The organism is Streptomyces sp. NPDC029169 (assembly GCF_055563935.1).
Window position 1 is genome coordinate 1 of record NZ_JBVHXA010000005.1, and the last position, 18,778, is coordinate 18,778.

An 18,778-nucleotide genomic window follows, 5' to 3' on the forward strand; every position below is an offset into this window, starting at 1 on the left:
CCCCCCCCCCCCCCCCCCCCCCCCCCCCCCCCCCCCCCCCCCCCCCCCCCCCCCCCCCCCCCCCCCCCCCCCCCCCCCCCCCCCCCCCCCCCACCACCCTCACCCTCGCCCTCCCCGCCGCGCTGCTGGTCCTCGCTCTGCTCTCCGCCGGCGTCGGGGCGTACGAGATCCCGCTCGGGGACGTGTTCGCCTCGGTCCAGCACCGCCTCGACCTCGGCGGCCACGCCCTGGAGCGCTCGGCCGAGAGCGTCCTGTGGAACATCCGGCTGCCCCGGGTCGTCCTCGCGGTACTCGTCGGCGCCTCGCTCGGCTGCGCGGGCGCCCTGATGCAGGGCGTGTTCGGCAATCCGCTCGCCGAACCCGGGGTCATCGGCATCTCGGCCGGCGCGGCCGTGGGCGCGGTCGGGGCGATCGCGCTCGGCCTCAGCTTCTTCGGCACCTGGACGGTGACGGTCTGCGCCTTCGCCGCCGGGCTCGCGACCGTGTTCCTCGTGTACGCGATGTCCCGGGCGGGCGGCCGTACGGAGGTGGTGACGCTGATCCTGACCGGTATCGCGGTGAACGCCTTCGCAGGCGCCCTGATCGGCCTGTTCATCTTCTTCGCCGACAACGCGCAGATCACCCAGATCACCTTCTGGCAGCTCGGCTCGCTCGCTCAGGCCACCTGGCCCAAGGTGCTCGCCGTTCTGCCCTGCGCGCTGGCCGGGCTGGCCGTCGCCCCCTTCTACGCCCGCAAGCTGGACCTGCTCGCGCTCGGCGAGCGGCCCGCGCGGCACCTGGGCGTGGACGTCGAGCGGCTGCGGATCGTCCTGATCCTGGTCGTGGCGCTGCTGACGGCCGCGGCGGTCGCGGTGGCGGGGATCATCACGTTCGTGGGCCTGCTCGTCCCGCACCTGCTGCGGATGGCGAACGGTCCGGGCCACCGCTTCCTGGTCCCGGGCAGTGCGCTCGGCGGCGCGGTGGTCCTCGCGGCCGGCGACCTGGCGGCCCGTACGGTCGCGGCTCCGGCCGAACTCCCCCTGGGCGTCCTGACCGCCCTCTTCGGCAGCCCGTTCTTCTTCTGGCTGCTGCGCAGGACCCGTCGCAGGCAAGGTGGTTGGGCATGATGCCGGAGCTGTTCCGTGGCCGCGTCAGTGGTCTGCTCGGCCGTCGTACGCGTGAGCTTCCCGCTCCTCCCGCCCCGGGCGAGGCCGTCGCCGAGGCGCGGGGGCTTCGGGCCGGGCTCGGCGGGCGGGAGGTGCTCGGCGGGGTGGACGTCGCTGTACGGGCCGGTGAGGTGCTGGCGCTGGTCGGGCCCAACGGGACTGGGAAGTCGACCCTGTTGGCCGCGCTGGCCGCCGATCTCGCGCCCACCGCAGGCGAGGTACGGATCTGCGGCCGGCCCGCCGCCGGCTGGTCGGCGCCCGAACTGGCCCTGCGCCGGGCCGTGCTGCCGCAGGCGGCCGCGCTCGCCTTCCCGTTTCCGGTCGCCGAGGTCGTCCGGATGGGCCGGGCGCCCTGGGCGGGGACCGGGCGCGAGGAGGAGGACGAGGCCGCCGTCGCCGAGGCGATGGCCGCCACCGAGGTCGAGGCCTTCGCGGCCCGCCCGTTCTCCGCGCTCTCCGGCGGCGAGCGGGCCCGGGTCGCCCTGGCCCGCGTCCTCGCCCAGCGCACCCCGCTGCTGCTGCTCGACGAGCCGACGGCCGCGCTCGACCTGCGCCACCAGGAACTGGTGCTGCGCGTCTGCCGGGAGCGCGCCGCCGCCGGGGTCGCGGTCGTGGTCGTCCTGCACGACCTCGGGCTCGCGGCCGCGCACGCGGACCGGGTCGGGGTGCTGCACGACGGCCGGATCGCCGCCGGGGGGCCGCCGGCCGAGGTCTTCGACGAGGAGCTGCTGAGCCGGGTGTACCGGCAGCCGGTGGAGGTGCTCGCGCACCCGAGGACCGGTGTACCGCTCGTCGTCCCGCGCCGCACGGCCCGCGACGCCGAACCCGGCGACGCCCAGCCCGGCGACGCCCAGCCCCGCAACGAGCCTGACACCGAACCCGGCGCCGAGCCCGGCACCACCGAACCCGGCACCAAAACCGACAAAACCGGCGCCTTGACCCGCACTTGACCCTGCCATGGTGCGCCGATGAGCGCGCTGTGACCTTGCCGTGCCCGGGCCGGGAAACGTGAGATCCGCATCACTGGACGCCCCCCTTTGGGTGAGGTAAGCCTCGGTTAAGTTAGGTCCGCCTCACCCCGTCCCCATCCCTCTCTGGAGCCCTTATGCGAGCCGTCCGTCTCTCCGTCGTCACCGCCGCCGCCACCGCGGCGGCTCTGACCGCCGTCACGGGCTGCGCCGAGAAAAGCGACGCCAAGGGCGACGACGGCGCCGTCCAGGTCGTCGCCAAGGACGACTCCTGCGAGGTCTCGAAGAAGGAGTTCGCGGCCGGGCACGTGAAGCTCGCCGTCGAGAACCGGGGCACGAAGGTCACCGAGGTCTACGTCCTCTTCCCGGACGACCGGATCGTCACCGAGCGCGAGAACATCGGCCCCGGCACCAAGGCCACCATCACCGCCGAGATCAAGGCCGGTGACTACGTCATCGCCTGCAAGCCCGGCATGAAGGGCGACGGCATCCGCCAGAAGGTCACCGTCACCGGTGGCGCCGCGGCCGCCAAGCGCTCGCCCGAGATGGACGCCGCCGTCGCCGCCTACCGCCAGTACGTGCAGGCGCAGGCCGACGAGACCCTCCCGAAGGTGAAGGTCTTCACCGACGCCGTCCGCGCCGGGGACATCGAGGCCGCGAAGAAGGCGTACGCCGACTCCCGTATCGGCTGGGAGCGCACCGAGCCGGTCGCCGAGTCCTTCGGCGACATCGACCCGAAGGTCGACGTCCGCGAGGACGGCCTGGAGGCCGGCCAGGACCCGGCGAAGGACTGGACCGGCTGGCACCGCCTGGAGAAGGCGCTCTGGCAGGACAAGAAGATCGGCGACCGCGAGAAGCAGCTCGCCGACATCCTCGACAAGGACCTGGCGGACTGGGTGAAGCGGGTCGGCAAGGCCGACATCACCCCGACCTCGATGGCCAACGGCGCCAAGGAGCTCCTGGACGAGGTCGCCACCGGCAAGGTCACGGGCGAGGAGGAGCGTTACTCCCACACCGACCTCGTCGACTTCAAGGCGAACGTCGAGGGCGCGCAGAAGTCCTTCGAGCTGCTCAAGCCGGTCGCCTCGAAGAACGACGCCGCGCTCGTCGCCGAGCTCGACAAGCAGTTCGCAGCGCTGAACACGCTCCTCGACAAGTACCGCACGGACAAGAGCGGCTACGTCTTCACCTCGTACGAGAAGGTCGGCAAGGCCGAGCGCAAGGAGCTGTCGGACGGCGTCAACGCGCTGGCCGAGCCGCTCTCCAAGCTCGCCGCCGCGGTCGTGAAGTAGGAGATCCGGACATGTCCGACGCGAACGAGACGACCACGCCCGCGGAGAACAGCGCGACCGCCGCGACCGCCGCGGCCTCGCGGCGGAGGGTCCTCGGCTGGGGCGGCGCCGGGCTCGCGCTCGGCGCGGCCGCGGCCGGCGGCGCCGTCGCCATCGGCCGGGGCGGGGACACCCCCGTGCCCGCCGCCGACAGCGGCTCGGCCGTCTCCTTCCACGGCGCCCACCAGGCCGGTATCGCCACCGCCGTCCAGGACCGGCTGCACTTCGCCGCGTTCGACGTGAGGACGACGGACCGCGCCGAGCTGATCCAGCTCCTGAAGGACTGGACCCGCGCCGCCGAGCGGATGACGGCCGGTCACGAGGTCGGCGAGGGCGCCTACGGCGGTCTGCCGGAGGCCCCGCCGGACGACACCGGCGAGGCCCTCGGCCTCAAGCCGTCCCGGCTCACCCTCACCATCGGCTTCGGGCCCTCCCTCTTCGACGGACGGTTCGGGCTGAAGGACAGGCGGCCCGGGGCCCTGATCGACCTGCCCAGGTTCCCCGGCGACAACCTGGACCCGGCCCGCAGCGGCGGCGACCTGTGCGTCCAGGCCTGCGCGGACGACCCGCAGGTCGCGGTGCACGCGATCCGCAACCTGGCCAGGATCGGCTTCGGCAAGGTCGCGGTCCGCTGGTCGCAGCTCGGCTTCGGCAAGACGTCCTCCACCACCCCGGACGCGCAGACCCCGCGCAACCTGTTCGGCTTCAAGGACGGCACCCGCAACATCGCGGGCACCGACACCGAGCGCCTGGACAAGCACGTCTGGGTGTCCGGCAAGGCCGCGACCGGGCCGACGGCCTGGATGGACGGCGGCTCGTACCTGGTCGCCCGCCGGATCCGGATGAACGTCGAGACCTGGGACCGCACTCCGCTCCAGGAGCAGGAGGACATCTTCGGCCGCGACAAGAAGGAGGGCGCGCCCGTCGGCAAGGCCAAGGAACACGACGAGCCGTTCCTGAAGGCAATGAAGCCGGAGGCCCACGTGCGCCTGGCGCACCCGGACACCAACAACGGGGCGACGATCCTGCGCCGCGGCTACTCCTTCACGGACGGCACCGACGGCCTGGGCCGCCTGGAGGCGGGCCTGTTCTTCCTCGTGTACCAGCGGGACGTCCGTACCGGCTTCATCCCGGTGCAGACCTCGCTGGCCCGCGCGGACGTCCTCAACGAGTACATCCAGCACGTGGGTTCGGCGGTCTTCGCCGTCCCGCCGGGCGTCCGCGACACGGACGACTGGTGGGGCCGGGCGCTGTTCTCCCGGACGGCCTAGACGGGAACGGGAACGGGAAGGGACCGACGTGTTCGGCAACTATCTGATCGGGCTGCGCGAAGGCCTGGAGGCCAGTCTGGTCGTCTGCATCCTCATCGCGTACCTGGTGAAGACCGACCGCCGCGACGCCCTGAAGCCGATCTGGATCGGCATCGGGGTGGCGGTCGGGATCGCGCTCGCCTTCGGCGCCGCATTGGAATTCGGCTCGCAGGAGCTGACGTTCGAGGCGCAGGAGCTGCTCGGCGGCTCGCTCTCCATCCTCGCCGTCTGTCTGGTGACGTGGATGGTCTTCTGGATGCGGCGCACCGCCCGGCGTCTGAGGGCGGAACTGCACGGAAAGCTCGACGAGGCACTCCGGATGGGCACCGGCGCCCTGGTCGCCACCGCCTTCCTGGCGGTGGGCCGCGAGGGCCTGGAGACCGCGCTCTTCGTCTGGGCGTCGGTGCGGGCCTCCTCCGACGGCACGTCCGCGCCGCTGATCGGGGTGCTGCTCGGCATCGCGACGGCGGTGCTGCTCGGCTGGCTGTTCTACCGGGGCGCGCTGCAGATCAACCTGGCGAAGTTCTTCACCTGGACGGGCGGGATGCTGGTCGTGGTGGCGGCCGGCGTCCTCGCATACGGCGTGCACGACCTCCAGGAGGCCCGCTTCCTGGACGGTCTCGCGGATAAGGCCTTCGACGTCTCGGCGACGATCCCGCCGGACAGCTGGTACGGGACGCTCCTCAAGGGTGTCTTCAACTTCCAGCCGGACCCGACGGTCCTCCAGGTCACGGTGTGGGCGCTCTATCTGATCCCGACGCTCGCGCTGTTCCTGGCCCCGGTAGGGTCAGGTCCGTCCGTGCCGGTGAAGGAGCAGAAGGCGACCGATGAGAAGGCTGAGGCGACCGTCGAGGGCACTCCCTGAGCTGGGGCGACCGCTGGGGCGACCGCTGAGGGGTTCCGCCGGGCCGGTACGACCGTCGAGGGCGTTCGTCGCGGCGACGGCGGCGACGGTCCTCGCGCTGACGGCGAGCGGCTGCGTGACGGTGCACGGCGAGCGGGAGTTGGTACCGGCGGCGACGAAGGCCGAGGCCGCGCAGGCCCTCAAGGACTTCACCGACGCCTACAACAAGGCCGACAAGGCGCACGATCCGACACTCGTCGCGGCGCGGGTCACCGGGCCGCTCGGGGCGATCAACCAGGCCGGTCTGAAGTCCCGTTCGATCACCGAACCCGGGGGCAACCCGAAGCACCAGCCCCTGCAACTCGACGACACGACGTTCGTCCTGCCCAAGAAGGCGGGCTGGCCGCGCTGGTTCGTCGCAGACACGGACTCCAACCGGGACGACGACCAGGGCCGCGGCGACAACCGCTGGCTCCTGGTCTTCGTGCGCAACGGCGCCGACCAGCTGTGGGAGGTCGCCTATCTGGCGATCCTGACCCCGGACGAGATCCCCGCGTTCAGGACGGACGGCGGGTTCGCGGTCCCGGTCACGGCGGACTCCACGCAGCTCGCGGTCGCGCCCAAGGACCTGGGCCGGAGTTACGTCTCGTTCCTCGGCGGCGGGGAGCGGGGCCAGTTCGCCGCGGGCCCGCACACGACCCTGTGGCGGGAGGAGCGGGAAAAGGGCGCGAAGCGGGCGGGCATGGCGACGCAGTACGTCGACCAGCCCACGGACACCGGTGACTTCGCGCCGCTGGCCCTCGCGACCGAGGACGGCGGGGCGCTGGTCTTCTTCGCGACGCGGTACTTCGAGCAGCAGACGGCGGCGAAGGGCTACCGGCCGAAGGTCAGTGCCGATGTGAAGGCGCTGATGACGGGTGAGGTGCAGAACACCGTCACCAAGGAGTGGGTGTCGAGCCAGACGGTCCTGGTGAAGCCGGCGGGCACGGCACAGGACGGGGTCACGGTCACGGGCCGGCTCCAGGGCGTGACGGGCGCGAAGGGGTCGTAGCCCGCGCGTTTCCGTCCACTTGGCGGCTCGCCCGCGAAGGGTTCGTAACCCCCGCGTTTCCGTCCGCGCGGCGGGCTGCTTCGGGTCACGGACAGGCGCCCGCGGCTCGGCGGGCTTCCGTCGCTCAGCGGCTCGCTCAGCGGCGGCCGAGGGGCCAGGCGGGCTCGTGGCCGGCGTGGTCCTCGCCCCGCTCGGCCGCGTGACGGGCGCAGGCGTCCGTGAGGGTCTCCAGCAGGTTCAGCGGGTCGGGCAGGGCGTGTTCGGGACCGCGGACCCAGGTGACGGCCGGCTGCTCGTCCTCGTCACCGATGAGCCGCGCCGGCGGTACGAGGACGTAGCTGCCGCGGCAGTGCCAGCGCAGCCCCGGGTGCTCGTCCATCGTCTCCGGATGGCAGTCCAGCTCGCAGGGCCACCACTCGTCCTCGTCCTCGGGAGTGCCGCGGGTGGCCGTAAAAAAGAGCATCCGGCCGCCGTCGCCCGCGCTCTCCGCGGACTCGGCGACCGGTCCGACCTCCACGCCCTGGTCGAGGAGCCGCTCCAGGGCGGCCCGGCCGGCGTCCAGCGGGACGTCGAGGACGTCGTGGACCATGCCGGTGGCCGTGACGAAGTTCGCCTCGGGCTCGTTGCGGGCCCAGCGCTCGATCTGGGCGCGGTCGGTGGTCGACTGGGTCTGCCAGGCGAAGGAGACGGGGTGCCGGGCGGGGGTGGGACAGCCGATGCGCTCGCAGGAACAGCGGAACCCGACGGGGTACGCGGCGGGGGCGAGGGGCAGTCCGGCGGCGGCGACGTCCAGGAGCAGCTTCTCGCGGCGGTTCTCGTCGTCGGCCGCGGTGCGTTTGGGGCGCCTGCGCAGCCACTGCGCGAGTCTGCTCTCCGTGCCGCGGTAGCGGCCGATACCGTCGCCCATCTATCCCCTCACACCTGTCCTCGCCCGTTCGGCTCTGCCCATCGTCCCATCTTCCGGTGGCCCAGGTGACCGGAGTCCCCAACCGGGGTACGTAACGGGGTCACGCCCTGGGCGCGAGCCCGCGCAGCGCGTAGTCGACGAGGGTGTCGGCGTAGGCGTGGGTGAGCGGCAGGGTGCGGTGGAGCCAGCGGTGGTTCAAGGGGCCGACGAGGAGTTCGAGGGCGATGCGGGGGTCGACGTCGGGGTCGATATCGCCGGTGGCCTGAGCGGCCTCGATGCGGCGTACGTAGTACTGGAGCTGGGGTTCCAGGAGCTTCTCGACGAACTGGGCGCCGAGCTCGGGGTTGACGATGCCCTCGGCGGCGAGGGCGCGGGAGGGGGCGTCGTAGGTGGGGTTGTTCAGCTCGTCGACGGTGGCGCGGAGGACGTACTTGAGGTCGGCGGCGAGGTCGCCGGTGTCGGGGATCTCACTGCTGGCGTCCCCGCCGAGGGCCTCGTTGGCCTGGGCGGCGAGGTCGAGGAAGGCTTCGAGGAGGACGGCAGCCTTGGAGGGCCACCAGCGGTAGATGGTCTGCTTGCCGACGCCGGCGCGGGCGGCGATGCCCTCGATGGTCGTCCTGGCGTAGCCGGTCTCGGAGACGAGGGCGAGGGCGGCGTCGTAGATGGCGCGGCGGGAGCGCTCGCTGCGGCGGGTGGCGTCGGGGGCCTTGGGGTCGGGGGCCTTGGGGTCGGGGGCCTTGGGGTCGGGCATGGCTCCCAATCTAGCAGCGAGCGAGACGGCGCGTCTCGCCACTCGTTCCCCTTCTGATGGTCGGTGGAACCACCCGAACGGTTCACTGCGCGGAGCCGTCGGAGGGCGGACCATGGGCTCCGTCCGACGACTGTTCTTCCGTCCGTGAGGAGCCCTCATTGCGCCAGACTCCGCGCGAAGCCTCGCCCCGCCGTTATCTGATGTGCCCACCCACGCACTTCGAGGTGACGTACTCCATCAACCCCTGGATGGACCCCACGAAACCGGTCGACCTGCCGCTCGCCCTCGCCCAGTGGGAGGACCTGACGGCGCGCTACCGCGCACTCGGCCACACCGTCGAGCTTCTCGAACCGCACCCGGGCCTGCCCGACATGGTCTTCACCGCCAACGGCGCGACCGTGGTCGACGGCCGGGTGCTGGGTGCGCGGTTCGCCTATCCGGAGCGTACGGAGGAGGCGGCGGCGCACCTGGACTGGTTCCGCGGAAACGGTTACGCGGAGGTGCGCGTGCCGGAGCACGTGAACGAGGGCGAGGGCGACTTCGCGGTGACCTCGTCGTGGATCCTGGCCGGCCGGGGCTTCCGCTCGAGCCCGCTCTCGCATCTGGAGGCGCAGGAGTTCTTCGGGCGTCCGGTGATCGGCCTGGACCTGGTGGACCCGCGCTACTACCACCTGGACACGGCGCTGTGCGTGCTGGACGCGGCGGGCGACGAGATCATGTACTACCCCGGCGCCTTCTCCCCCGGCAGCCGCGAGGTCCTGTCCCGGCTCTACCCCGACGCCCTGCTCGCGACGGAGCGGGACGCGGCGACGCTGGGCATGAACGCGGTGAGCGACGGCCGCCACGTGCTGCTGCCGCAGGCCGCGGTGGGCCTCTTCGAACCGCTCCGTGAGCGTGGCTTCGAGCCGCTGGGCATGGACCTGTCGGAGCTCCTCAAGGGCGGCGGCAGCGTGAAGTGCTGCACGCAGGAGCTCCGCTCCTGACACCTCGTGGGGCCTGGGGGTACGGCGTACCCCCAGCCCCCTGCGGGGCGCGGCAGCTTCGCGACGGGGCGCTCCGGGGCCGGGTTGGATCCCCAGCCCCTGCGGACCCGCGGCAGCTGCGCGCCGGGAGGGCTATGCCTCTGGGGGCCAGGCGTCGCCCCACTCTGCGTCGCGCGCAGCCTTGTACAGGGGCCCGTGGCGCTTCGTGATCGTTTCGCGGGTCAGGCCGGTCTCCTCCGGGCCGCAGAGCTCCAGCAGGACCTGGCCCTTGCGGATCTGGGGCTTCCGGGTCACCCGGGCGGCCGCCGGCACGACGGGGAACCGGGTCGCCGCCACGTAGCTGAACTTCTCGTCCTCGTACGGCAGCGAACCGCCCTTTACCTGCCGGTGCAGCGAGGACCTGCTGACCCGGGCCGCGAAGTGGCACCAGTCCCTGCCGGGCTCTATCGGGCACGTGCCGCTGTGCGGGCACGGCGCGGCCACGGTGAAGCCCGCCTCGACGAGGAGGGAGCGCGCCGCGATGATCCGCTCGTAGCCGTCGGGCGTGCCCGGCTCGACGATCACGACCGCCTGCGCCACCCGCGCCGCCTCGCTCACGAGCGCCGTCCGGTCGGCCTCGGTCAGCTCGTTCAGTACGTACGAGACGGTCACGAGGTCCGTCGCGTCGAGCCGTAGCGCCCCGCTGATCCGGGCCCGCCGCCACTCCGCGTCGAAGACGCCGGCCGCCAGCTCCTTCCCGAGGGCGAGCGCGGGCTCCGCCCAGTCGAGCACGGTCGTGTGCGCGGCGGCGTCCCACGCCTCCGCGACCGCCCAGCTGGCCGCGCCGGTGCCGCCGCCGATGTCGGTGTGCGTGGCCGGCTCCCACGCGGGGGCCGCGTCCCGCAGGGCGTCGAGTGCCGCCCGTACCGCCTCGAACGTCGCCGGCATCCGGTACGCGGCGTACGCGGCGACGTCGGAACGGTCGCGCAGCACCGGGGCGTGGGTCGGGGTGGTCCCCCGGTAGTTGGCGATCAGCCGGTCGACGGCCTGGGTCGCCTGGCGCGGCGGCAGCCCGGCGAGGAGCCCGGCGAGCGCGGCACGCAGCGCGTCACCGGAGGGGAGGTAGGGGGAGGCGTTCACCTCCACATTTTAGGCGCTCGCCGGGGCCCGTCGGCCGGTCGCCCGGGAGCGCAAGGGGGGCGCCCCGGAACGTCAGGCGAACGCCCAAGAACGACGGCCGATCGCCAAGGGCGTCGGCCGGTCGCCCGAGAGCGTAAGGCGGACGCCCCCGAGCGCCAGGCGGGCGCCCAAGAACATCGGCCCGGGCGCCGAGGAGCGTCAATGGGGCGCCCAAGAAACGACGGCCGGTCGCCCGGGTGCGTCAGGCGGACGCCCAAGAACGACGGCCGGTCACTAAAGGCGTCGGCCGGTCGCCCGGGGGCGTCAGGCGCGCGCCCCTGAACGTCAGGCGGACGCCCAAGAACGACGGCCGATCGCCAAGGGCGTCGGCCGGTCGCCCGAGAGCGTAAGGCGGGCGCCCCGGAGCGTAAGGCCGGCGCTCCGTAGCGCCAGGCGTTCGCCCGGAAGCGTCAGGCGGCGCCCCGGAACGTCAGGCGGGCGCCCTAGAACTTGGCCGATCGCCAAGGAGCATCAGGCGGCAGCCCGGGACCGTCAGGCGGCGCCCTGGACCGTCAAGCCTGCGCCCCCGAGCGTCAGGCCGTCGCCCGGGCGTGCCAGGGGCGGCACAGGGTCAGGAAGCAGGTGAGTGAGGCGGTTGCGCAGGTCAGTTGGACCACGGACATCGGGACGGCAGTGGTCTCGCCGGCGATGCCTACCAGCGGCGAGGCGATCGCTCCGATCAGGAAGGACGACGTGCCGAGCAGCGCGGACGCGGAGCCCGCCGCGTGCGGGGTGCGCATGAGGGCCTGCGCGTTGGTGTTGGGGAGCGCCAGACCCATCGCCGACATCAGGACGAACAGACCGGCGGCGACGGGCGCGAGACCCACCCTCCCGAACAGCCCGCTCGTCATGAGCAGCAGCGCCACCGAAGCGAGCAGGATCACGCCGAGACCCCAGCCCAGCGCCTTGTCCAGGCTGACCCGCCCGACGAGCAGCTTGCCGTTGATCTGGCCGACGGCGACGAGGCCGACGGAGTTGAGGCCGAAGAGGAGGCTGAAGGTCTGCGGCGAGGCGCCGTAGATCTCCTGCACGACGAACGGGGAGGCCGAGATGTACGCGAAGAGCGCGGCGAACGCGAGCCCGCCGGCGAGCACGTAGCCGGTGAAGACCCGGTCCGCGAGCAGTCCGCGCATCGTGCGCAGCGCCTCGCCGACCCCGCCCTCGTGGCGCCGCTCGGGCGGCAGCGTCTCGCCCAGCCACTTCCAGACCACCAGGGTCAGGAGCACGCCGATCACGGCGAGGACGTGGAAGACGCCCCGCCAGTCGGTGATCCGCAGGATCTGCCCGCCGATGAGCGGGGCGATGATCGGGGCGACGCCGGAGATCAGCATCAGGGTGGAGAAGAACCGGGCCATCGCGACGCCGTCGTACAGGTCGCGGACGACGGCCCGGGCGATCACGATGCCCGCCGCGCCCGCCAGGCCCTGGAGCAGCCGGAACGCGATGAGCAGGTCGATCGTGGGCGCGAACGCGCAGACCGCGGTGGCGGCGACGTAGACGAGCATGCCGATGAGCAGCGGGCGGCGGCGTCCCCACCTGTCGCTCATGGGGCCGACGACGAGCTGGCCGAGCGCCATGCCGGCGAGGCAGGCGGTCAGCGTCAGCTGGACGGTCGCGGCGGGCGAGAGGAACGCCTCGGTGACCTCCGGCAGCGCGGGCAGGTACATGTCCATGGACAGCGGCGGGAGCGCGGTGAGACCGCCGAGGACGAGCGTGACGAGCAGGCTCGCGCGCCGTGCGGAGGCGGCGGGGCCGACGGCCCCGCCGGGTATGTGTCCTTGTGATTCCTGCTTCGTGGGCTGGCCGCTCTCCGGCATCGACTGCTCCATTTCGTTGAAACTTTCCCTATGCTCTCAGCTCGACGCGACAGGTCGAGACCTTTCTTGGGGTGGGGCATGGAGAAGACCGTGCGGTGGGGCGTGCTGGCCACGGGCGGCATCGCGGCGAGGTTCGCCGGCGAGCTGCGCGCGATGGACGGCGCCGAGGTGGTGGCCGTGGCCTCCCGTACGGAGGCGTCGGCGCGGGCCTTCGCCGACCGGTTCGGGATACCGAAGGCGTACGGGGAGTGGGCCGCGCTCGCCGCCGACCCGGACGTCGACGTGGTGTACGTGGCGACCCCGCACCACGCGCACCGGGCGGCCGCCGGGCTCGCCCTGGAGGCGGGAAAGGCCGTCCTGTGCGAGAAGGCTCTCACCCTGAACGCGCGCGAGGCGGAGGAGTTGGTCGCCCTCGCCCGGGACCGGGGCCTCTTCCTGATGGAGGCCATGTGGATGTACTGCAACCCGCTCGTCCGGCGGCTGGCGGAGCTGGTCGGGGACGGGGCGATCGGCGAGGTCAGGACCGTACAGGCGGACTTCGGGCTCGCGGGTCCGTTCGCGGCCGAACACCGGCTGCGCGACCCGGCGGTCGGCGGCGGGGCGCTCCTGGACCTCGGGGTGTACCCGGTCTCCTTCGCGCAGCTGCTGCTCGGCGAGCCCGACTCGGTCCAGGCGCACGCGCTCCTCTCGCCCGAGGGCGTCGACCTGAACACGGGGATGCTCCTCGGCTGGGCCTCCGGCGCCTCGGCGCTGCTGTCCTGCTCGGTCGTCGCGGACACCCCGATGACCGCCTCCGTGACGGGATCGGCGGGCCGGATCGACCTCCCGCACGGCTTCTTCTTCCCGGACCGCTTCACGCTGCGGCGGCACGGCCGGGAGCCGGAGGAGTTCGTCCTCGACGGCGACCGGCAGTCCCTGCGGCCGGAGGCGGACGAGGTGATGCGGTGTCTCCGGGCGGGCCTGACCGAGTCCCCGCTCGTGCCGCTGGAGGGTTCGCTGGCGGTGATGCGGACGCTCGACGCGGTACGGGACCGCATCGGCGTCCGCTATCCGTCCGAAGATCCGTCCGAAGATCCGTCCGAACTGGCGGTCACGCCGGCCTGAGACCGGGGCGCCCGGGGTGCAGAACATCCGCGTGTCGGACAGATGAGTTCCCTGTGCACGGATCTCACGTACGCTGCGCGCCCATGAGCACTGAGTCGCGCATCGCAGTGGTGACGGGAGCGGGTTCGGGGATCGGCCGGAGTGTGGCCCTGGCCCTGGCCGACGCGGGCTGGTCGGTGGCGCTGGCAGGCCGCAGGCGCGAGCCCCTGGAGGAGACGGCCGCGTCGCGGGACGGCCTCCTCGTCGTCCCGACGGACGTGACGTCACCGGAGGCGGTGGCGTCCCTCTTCGAGGCCGTACGGGACCGGTGGGGCCGGGTCGACCTGCTCTTCAACAACGCGGGCACGTTCGCGGGCGGCGGGACCCCGGTCGAGGAGCTGTCCTACGAGACCTGGCGCTCGGTCGTCGACGTGAACCTGACGGGCGCGTTCCTGTGCGCCCAGGCGGCCTTCCGGGCGATGAAGGAGCAGTCCCCGCAGGGCGGCCGGATCATCAACAACGGCTCGATCTCGGCCCACGTGCCGCGCCCGCACTCGATCGCGTACACGGCGACGAAGCACGCGATGACGGGGATGACGAAGTCGCTGTCGCTGGACGGGCGCCCGTACCGGATCGCCTGCGGTCAGATCGACATCGGGAACGCGGCGACGGAGATGACGGCGCGGATGCAGACCGGGATCCTGCAGGCCAACGGGGAGCTGGCGGTGGAGCCGGTGATGGACGCGGCGGACGTGGCGGCGACGGTGGTGCACATGGCGGGGCTGCCGCTGGAGGCGAACGTGCAGTTCGCGACGGTGATGGCGACGGCGATGCCGTACATCGGGCGGGGGTAGGGGCGCGCCCTCTGCCAGCACACACCCCCTACCCCCTGAGGAGCTACGCCTGGCCCGTCTCGAAGCGGGCGATCTTCCCGTCCCGCACGTCGAACCGCCAGGCGGTCCGCATCTCGCCCCAGGTGTCGTTGCGGTAGCGGGCGACGAGGGCGCGGCCGCCGTCCTTCTCGGACTCGATCTCCATGTGGCCGCGCGAGGAGAAGATCTCCTTGTCGGTCCACTCGGCGATGTTCCGGTCGGTGCCGTCGTCGGACATGGTGGCGTCGGGGGTGAGGGCCGCGAAGAAGGCGTCGCGGTCATTGGCGTTGAGGGCCGTGACGAAGGCGCGCACGGCCGGGTCGCTGAGTCTGTCCACGGGGATCATGGCCTACCCGTACACCGCCCCGCCCCGATCCCCGCGGACCCGGGCCGGGCGTATGCCGCGCGCCGGTGTCCGTACTCGGCCACCTGGACGAACTGGCACGCTTCTGCCCCATGACCGACTCGTGGAACACCGTCGACCGCCTCGCCTCCTGGATCTCCGCCCACCACACGCTCCCGCCGCAGCAGGACGTCCTGCTGCGCGTCCTGAAGCTCTCGGAGGAGGTCGGCGAGGTGGCGGAGGCCGTCATCGGCGCGACCGGCCAGAACCCGCGCAAGGGCGTCTCGCACACCTGGCAGGACGTCGAGTCCGAGCTGTGCGACGTGATCATCACGGCGATGGTGGCGCTGCGGACGCTGAACCCGGACGCGGCAGAGGTTTTCACCGGCCACCTGCGCCGGGTGGCGGAACGGTCGTTGGGCGCATGACCGTCCAGGGCGCCCCGACCTGTTCGTCGGGGCGCCCCGGACTCTAGACCTCCTCGCCCGCCTCGATCGCGGCGCCCGTGAACCCCGGGAGCCACCGGGCCGCCTCCGCGCGGAACGGGACCTCGCACTCGAGCTGGCACAGGACGGCCGTGGCGGCGCCGACCACGCGGTTGACCAGGACGTACGAGGGCGGCAGGTTGACCCGGCGCATCAGGCTGTTCTCGCGTGGGTCGACGGCCCGGACGACCTCCTCGCGGAGCCATTCACGGGTGAACCGGTACGTGTCGACCGCCGAGGGCGCGGCGAGGGGGAGCAGGAAGGACTCGAGCGCGACGGGATCGAGCGGGGCGCCCCGGGTGAGGAAGCCCTCCGACACGAGGACTTCCTGCGCGGCCCTCCAGTCGCCCTGCTGGGCCAGCCGGATCAGGGTGCCGAGCGCCGCCGGGAAGCCGTCCGGCAGCTCCTTGACGGCGCCGAAGTCGATGACGCCGAGCCGTCCGTCGTCGAGGCACCGGAAGTTGCCGGGGTGTGGATCGGCGTGCAGGCGTCCGGCGCGCTCCGGTCCTGAGAGGAGGAAGCGGGCGTAGCGGAATCCGGCCTCGTCCCGTTCTTCCTGCGAGCCTTCGCGGATCACGGTGGCGAGCGGGGTGCCGTCCAGCCACTCCGTGATGAGCACCCGCTCGGTGAACTCCACCACGTCGGGGACGTGGATCAGCTTGTCGCCGCGGTACGCGTCGGCGAACGCCCGCTGGGCCGCGGCCTCCAGGCGGTAGTCGAGTTCGTCGGCGACCCTCTCGCGCAGCTCGACGAGCATGGGCTCCACGTCGAGGGCCGGTGCGATCACGGAGAACAGCCGTATCATCCGGCCGAGTTGGGCGTAGTCGCCGAGCAGCGCCTCGCCCGCGCCGGGGTACTGGATCTTCACGGCGACCGTACGGCCGTCCTCCCACACGGCCCGGTGCACCTGGCCGATGGACGCGGCGGCGGTCGGTGTGGAGTCGAAAGACGAGAAGCGCTCCCGCCACGCGGGGCCGAGCTCCCGCGCGAGCACCGCGTGCACGCGCTCGGCCGGCAGTGCGGGCGCGGACTCCTGGAGGAGGGTCAGCGCGGCCCGGTAGGGGCCGATGACCTCGGGGGGCAGTGCCGCCTCGAAGACGGACAGCATCTGCCCGAACTTCATGGCCCCGCCCTTGAGTTCGCCCAGAACCCTGAAGAGGTGCAGGCTCGTACGGCGCTGCAGTTCGCTGGTCAGCAGGTCGCCGGGCTGCCCGAGCAGCCGCCGCCCGAACCGGGCCGCCGAACGGCCCGCGAACCCCAGCGGCAGGGAGGCGAGGCGCGCGCCGCGCGTGAACGGGGAGCGCGGGATGTCCCGGGCGGCTCGCCTGCCCCGCCACCCCCCGTACCCGGACCCGGACCCGTACTCGTCCTCGTACTCGTACTCCTCGGGCGTCCGCCCGGCCCCCGTCATCGGGTTCCGCCCACGGTGACGGCGGCCGGTGCCGCGGAGGTGAGTCCGGCGACGGCGTTGGCGATCAGGGTGTGGCCCGCGCCATGGTCAAGGGTCATGATCGACTCCGGGTGGAACTGGACGGCGGCGACGGGCAGGCTGCGGTGCTCGACGCCCATCACCGTGCCGTCGGCGGTACGGGCTGTCACCCGGAGCTCCTCGGGAAGCGTCTCGGGGTCGGCGTACAGGGAGTGGTAGCGCCCGGCGCGGAAGCGGGCGGGCAGGTCGCGGAAGAGCGTGCCGCCCCCGTCGACCACCTCGATGGGCGAGGGTTTGCCGTGCACAGGTCTCGGCAGCGTGGCGAGGCTCCCGGCGAAGTACTCCACGATGCCCTGCAGCCCCAGGCAGACGCCGAACACCGGAAGTTCGCGCTCCAGTGCCGCGTCCAGGAGGGCGGACATCCCGAAGTCCGCCGGGCGGCCGGGCCCGGGCGAGAGCAGCAGCAGGTCGGGCGCCACGGTGTCGAGCAGGTCCGGGGAGAAGCCGGCGCGGTAGGTGACGACTTCGGCACCCGTCTGGCGGACGTAGTCGGCGAGCGTGTGCACGAACGAGTCCTGGTGGTCGACGAGCAGCACGCGGCGGCGACGGCCGGCGGAGGTGGCCCCGGCGAGGGGCGCGCGGGCCCGTACGGGAGCGTCCTTGCGCCCGGCCGGACCGGGGACGTCGGGGCGCCCGGCCGACGCGGGGACGTCGGCGTTCTCCACCGCGTCGAGCAGCGCGAGCGCCTTCAGCAGGGTCTCGTTCTCCTCCGCCTGCGGGTCGGAGTCGTAGAGCAGCGTCGCGCCGGCCCGTACGGTGGCGATGCCGTGGCGCATCTGGATGGTGCGCAGGGTGAGCGCGGTCTCCATGCCCCCGTCGAAGCCGATGCGGCCGACCGCCCCGCCGTACCAGCGGCGCGGGCTGCGCTCGTGCTCCTCGACGAAGGCGATGGCGGCGCGCTTGGGCGCCCCGGTGACGGTGACCGCCCACATGTGGGTCAGGAAGGCGTCGAGCGCGTCCCGGTCGGGGCGCAGCCGGCCGCGGACGTGGTCGACGGTGTGGATCAGCCGGGAGTACAGCTCGATCTGGCGGCGGGCCAGCACCTCGACGCTGCCGGGCAGGCAGACCCGGGCCTTGTCGTTGCGGTCCACGTCCGTGCACATCGTCAGTTCCGACTCCTCCTTGGCGGAGCCGAGCAGGGCGCGGATCTGCTCGGCGTCCTCCAGGGGGCCGCGGCCGCGGCCGATGGTGCCGCTGATCGGGCAGGACTCGACGGTGCGGCCGGCCGGGTCGACGCGTACGAACATCTCGGGCGAGGCCCCGACGAGGTGCTCGCCGCCGGCGAGGTTCATGAGCAGCCCGTACGGGGCGGGGTTGCGGTCGCGCAGTCTGCGGAAGACCTCCGACGGCGGGGCGTCGGCGGGGCGGTGGAAGCTCTGGCCCGGCACGACCTCGAAGAGGTCCCCGGCGCGGAACCGCTCCTTGGCGCGGCGGACCAGGTCCGCGTACTCGCCGGGCCCGTGGTCGCGGTAGGCGGGCGGCGCGGCAGCGGGCGCGAAGGGCGCGGCGGGCGTGGCACGGTCGAGGCCCGCCGTGCCGGCTCCGGCGTAGGAGAACTCGTAGCTGTGGAGGACGGCGGTGCCGCGCCGCCGGTCGATGCGCAGGATCCGGTCGGGCAGGTGCAGCGCCAGGGTCCGGTCGCGCGGGTCGCGGTCCTGGTGCAGCGGGACCGGGTCGAAGCCGAGGACGAGGTCGTAGCCGAACGCCCCGTAAAGGCCCCACAGTTCGTCGTCCGGGGAGGCGAGCGCGGCGATCAGCGCGCGCAGCGGGGTGAACGCCGAGGGCAGGCGGGTGCGGTCCTCCTCGGCGACCGGGCCGGGGCCGAAGGCGTGGGCGTGGTCCGCGCCGCCGGCGCAGGTGCGGATGTCGGTGCGGGTGCGGGTGTCGGCGATGACCGCACCCTCGGCCTCGTCCCAGCGCGCGCCGTGCGGTGCCAGGGCCGCGGCGAGCGCCGGCAGCAGCACCCGGCCGCGCTCGTTCAGCGCGCGCAGCCGTACGCCTCCGGTGTCGGCGGTCACCTCGACGGGCGGGTCGGTGTGGCCCAGGTCGTAGGGCTGGTAGCGGCCGGGCTGTTCGCAACGGCCCGACAGCAGCATCCCCCGCCTGGTGTCCAGAGCGGTTTCCAGGGCGGCCAGTTCGGCCTCGGCCCGTACGGGGTCCAGGGGTTCGGACCGGCGGGTCACGTCCACCCCGATCGGGGTCGTCCACCGGTGGGTCGTTGCCGTCATCGTGAGGTCCTTG

General features: G+C 73.0%; 17 protein-coding genes. 10 read left to right on the forward strand and 7 right to left on the reverse strand.

From position 1 onward, the window contains the following. From ACZ4VI_RS11345 to ACZ4VI_RS11370, 6 genes are all read left to right on the forward strand, one after another. A partial coding sequence (locus tag ACZ4VI_RS11345) for a FecCD family ABC transporter permease (RefSeq protein WP_467998857.1) occupies positions 1-1,106 on the forward strand: 1,106 nt, incomplete at its 5' end. After that, on the forward strand, positions 1,106-2,095 hold the full coding sequence (locus tag ACZ4VI_RS11350) for a heme ABC transporter ATP-binding protein (protein WP_467999302.1): 990 nt from the start codon (positions 1,106-1,108) through the stop codon (positions 2,093-2,095). The genes ACZ4VI_RS11345 and ACZ4VI_RS11350, both read left to right, overlap by 1 nt. 155 nt (positions 2,096-2,250) lie before the next feature. Then, on the forward strand, positions 2,251-3,405 hold the full coding sequence (gene efeO, locus ACZ4VI_RS11355) for an iron uptake system protein EfeO (protein WP_467998859.1): 1,155 nt from the start codon (positions 2,251-2,253) through the stop codon (positions 3,403-3,405). Positions 3,406-3,416: 11 nt separating this feature from the next. After that, positions 3,417-4,715 (forward strand): iron uptake transporter deferrochelatase/peroxidase subunit, encoded by a 1,299-nt coding sequence (gene efeB, locus ACZ4VI_RS11360; RefSeq protein WP_467998861.1) that lies wholly within the window; start codon positions 3,417-3,419, stop codon positions 4,713-4,715. A gap of 28 nt (positions 4,716-4,743) precedes the next feature. Then, complete coding sequence (gene efeU, locus ACZ4VI_RS11365; RefSeq protein ID WP_467998863.1) at positions 4,744-5,619, forward strand: iron uptake transporter permease EfeU; 876 nt, start codon at positions 4,744-4,746, stop codon at positions 5,617-5,619. Continuing rightward, the gene (locus ACZ4VI_RS11370) at positions 5,582-6,649 is read left to right on the forward strand and encodes an SCO2278 family lipoprotein (RefSeq protein ID WP_467998865.1); all 1,068 of its coding nucleotides are present in this window, start codon (positions 5,582-5,584) and stop codon (positions 6,647-6,649) included. The genes efeU and ACZ4VI_RS11370 overlap by 38 nt, the downstream gene beginning before the upstream one ends. 136 nt (positions 6,650-6,785) lie before the next feature. Here the strand turns inward: ACZ4VI_RS11370 and ACZ4VI_RS11375 are convergent, their stop codons facing one another. Further along, on the reverse strand, positions 6,786-7,556 hold the full coding sequence (locus ACZ4VI_RS11375) for a bifunctional DNA primase/polymerase (RefSeq protein WP_467998867.1): 771 nt from the start codon (positions 7,554-7,556) through the stop codon (positions 6,786-6,788). Between the two features lie 100 nt (positions 7,557-7,656). Continuing rightward, the gene (locus tag ACZ4VI_RS11380; protein WP_467998869.1) at positions 7,657-8,307 is read right to left on the reverse strand and encodes a TetR/AcrR family transcriptional regulator; all 651 of its coding nucleotides are present in this window, start codon (positions 8,305-8,307) and stop codon (positions 7,657-7,659) included. A 158-nt stretch (positions 8,308-8,465) separates the two neighbouring features. Between ACZ4VI_RS11380 and ddaH the strand changes: the two genes are divergently transcribed. After that, entirely contained in the window at positions 8,466-9,290 is an 825-nt protein-coding gene (gene ddaH / locus ACZ4VI_RS11385; protein WP_467998871.1) for a dimethylargininase, read from the forward strand. A 132-nt stretch (positions 9,291-9,422) separates the two neighbouring features. Here the strand turns inward: ddaH and ACZ4VI_RS11390 are convergent, their stop codons facing one another. Together ACZ4VI_RS11390 and ACZ4VI_RS11395 are read right to left on the reverse strand one after the other, a co-directional pair. After that, positions 9,423-10,409 carry a small ribosomal subunit Rsm22 family protein gene (locus ACZ4VI_RS11390; RefSeq protein WP_467998873.1) on the reverse strand — a complete coding sequence of 329 codons (987 nt, stop codon included), beginning with the start codon at positions 10,407-10,409 and terminating at the stop codon, positions 9,423-9,425. A 572-nt stretch (positions 10,410-10,981) separates the two neighbouring features. Next, positions 10,982-12,265 carry a Bcr/CflA family multidrug efflux MFS transporter gene (locus ACZ4VI_RS11395; RefSeq protein WP_467998875.1) on the reverse strand — a complete coding sequence of 428 codons (1,284 nt, stop codon included), beginning with the start codon at positions 12,263-12,265 and terminating at the stop codon, positions 10,982-10,984. Positions 12,266-12,343: 78 nt separating this feature from the next. Between ACZ4VI_RS11395 and ACZ4VI_RS11400 the strand changes: the two genes are divergently transcribed. Further along, the gene (locus ACZ4VI_RS11400; protein WP_467998877.1) at positions 12,344-13,369 is read left to right on the forward strand and encodes a Gfo/Idh/MocA family protein; all 1,026 of its coding nucleotides are present in this window, start codon (positions 12,344-12,346) and stop codon (positions 13,367-13,369) included. An 83-nt stretch (positions 13,370-13,452) separates the two neighbouring features. After that, complete coding sequence (locus ACZ4VI_RS11405; RefSeq protein ID WP_467998878.1) at positions 13,453-14,202, forward strand: SDR family oxidoreductase; 750 nt, start codon at positions 13,453-13,455, stop codon at positions 14,200-14,202. A 43-nt stretch (positions 14,203-14,245) separates the two neighbouring features. Here the strand turns inward: ACZ4VI_RS11405 and ACZ4VI_RS11410 are convergent, their stop codons facing one another. Then, positions 14,246-14,566, reverse strand: coding sequence for a nuclear transport factor 2-like protein (locus ACZ4VI_RS11410; RefSeq protein WP_467998879.1), 321 nt, complete (start codon positions 14,564-14,566; stop codon positions 14,246-14,248). A 110-nt stretch (positions 14,567-14,676) separates the two neighbouring features. On the opposite strand from ACZ4VI_RS11410, the gene ACZ4VI_RS11415 reads away from it, so the two are divergent. Further along, positions 14,677-14,991, forward strand: a complete 315-nt coding sequence (locus ACZ4VI_RS11415; protein WP_467999303.1) for a MazG-like family protein — start codon at positions 14,677-14,679, stop codon at positions 14,989-14,991. Positions 14,992-15,034: 43 nt separating this feature from the next. On the opposite strand, the gene ACZ4VI_RS11420 is transcribed toward ACZ4VI_RS11415, so the two are convergent. Together ACZ4VI_RS11420 and ACZ4VI_RS11425 are read right to left on the reverse strand one after the other, a co-directional pair. Further along, complete coding sequence (locus tag ACZ4VI_RS11420; protein WP_467998881.1) at positions 15,035-16,459, reverse strand: ABC1 kinase family protein; 1,425 nt, start codon at positions 16,457-16,459, stop codon at positions 15,035-15,037. Continuing rightward, on the reverse strand, positions 16,456-18,765 hold the full coding sequence (locus ACZ4VI_RS11425; RefSeq protein WP_467998882.1) for an anthranilate synthase component I: 2,310 nt from the start codon (positions 18,763-18,765) through the stop codon (positions 16,456-16,458). The genes ACZ4VI_RS11420 and ACZ4VI_RS11425 overlap by 4 nt, the downstream gene beginning before the upstream one ends. Positions 18,766-18,778 lie beyond the last annotated feature (13 nt).

Bases quoted from the DNA above. Each gene is read 5' to 3' on its own strand.
- ACZ4VI_RS11380 (WP_467998869.1), bottom strand. From the start codon at position 8,307: ATGCCCGACCCCAAGGCCCCCGACCCCAAGGCCCCCGACCCCAAGGCC.
- ACZ4VI_RS11405 (WP_467998878.1), top strand. From the start codon at position 13,453: ATGAGCACTGAGTCGCGCATCGCAGTGGTGACGGGAGCGGGTTCGGGG.
- efeB (WP_467998861.1), top strand. From the start codon at position 3,417: ATGTCCGACGCGAACGAGACGACCACGCCCGCGGAGAACAGCGCGACC.
- ACZ4VI_RS11410 (WP_467998879.1), bottom strand. From the start codon at position 14,566: ATGATCCCCGTGGACAGACTCAGCGACCCGGCCGTGCGCGCCTTCGTC.
- efeO (WP_467998859.1), top strand. From the start codon at position 2,251: ATGCGAGCCGTCCGTCTCTCCGTCGTCACCGCCGCCGCCACCGCGGCG.
- ACZ4VI_RS11400 (WP_467998877.1), top strand. From the start codon at position 12,344: ATGGAGAAGACCGTGCGGTGGGGCGTGCTGGCCACGGGCGGCATCGCG.
- ACZ4VI_RS11350 (WP_467999302.1), top strand. From the start codon at position 1,106: ATGCCGGAGCTGTTCCGTGGCCGCGTCAGTGGTCTGCTCGGCCGTCGT.
- ACZ4VI_RS11425 (WP_467998882.1), bottom strand. From the start codon at position 18,765: ATGACGGCAACGACCCACCGGTGGACGACCCCGATCGGGGTGGACGTG.
- ACZ4VI_RS11395 (WP_467998875.1), bottom strand. From the start codon at position 12,265: ATGCCGGAGAGCGGCCAGCCCACGAAGCAGGAATCACAAGGACACATA.
- ACZ4VI_RS11415 (WP_467999303.1), top strand. From the start codon at position 14,677: ATGACCGACTCGTGGAACACCGTCGACCGCCTCGCCTCCTGGATCTCC.
- ACZ4VI_RS11370 (WP_467998865.1), top strand. From the start codon at position 5,582: ATGAGAAGGCTGAGGCGACCGTCGAGGGCACTCCCTGAGCTGGGGCGA.
- ACZ4VI_RS11375 (WP_467998867.1), bottom strand. From the start codon at position 7,556: ATGGGCGACGGTATCGGCCGCTACCGCGGCACGGAGAGCAGACTCGCG.
- ACZ4VI_RS11420 (WP_467998881.1), bottom strand. From the start codon at position 16,459: ATGACGGGGGCCGGGCGGACGCCCGAGGAGTACGAGTACGAGGACGAG.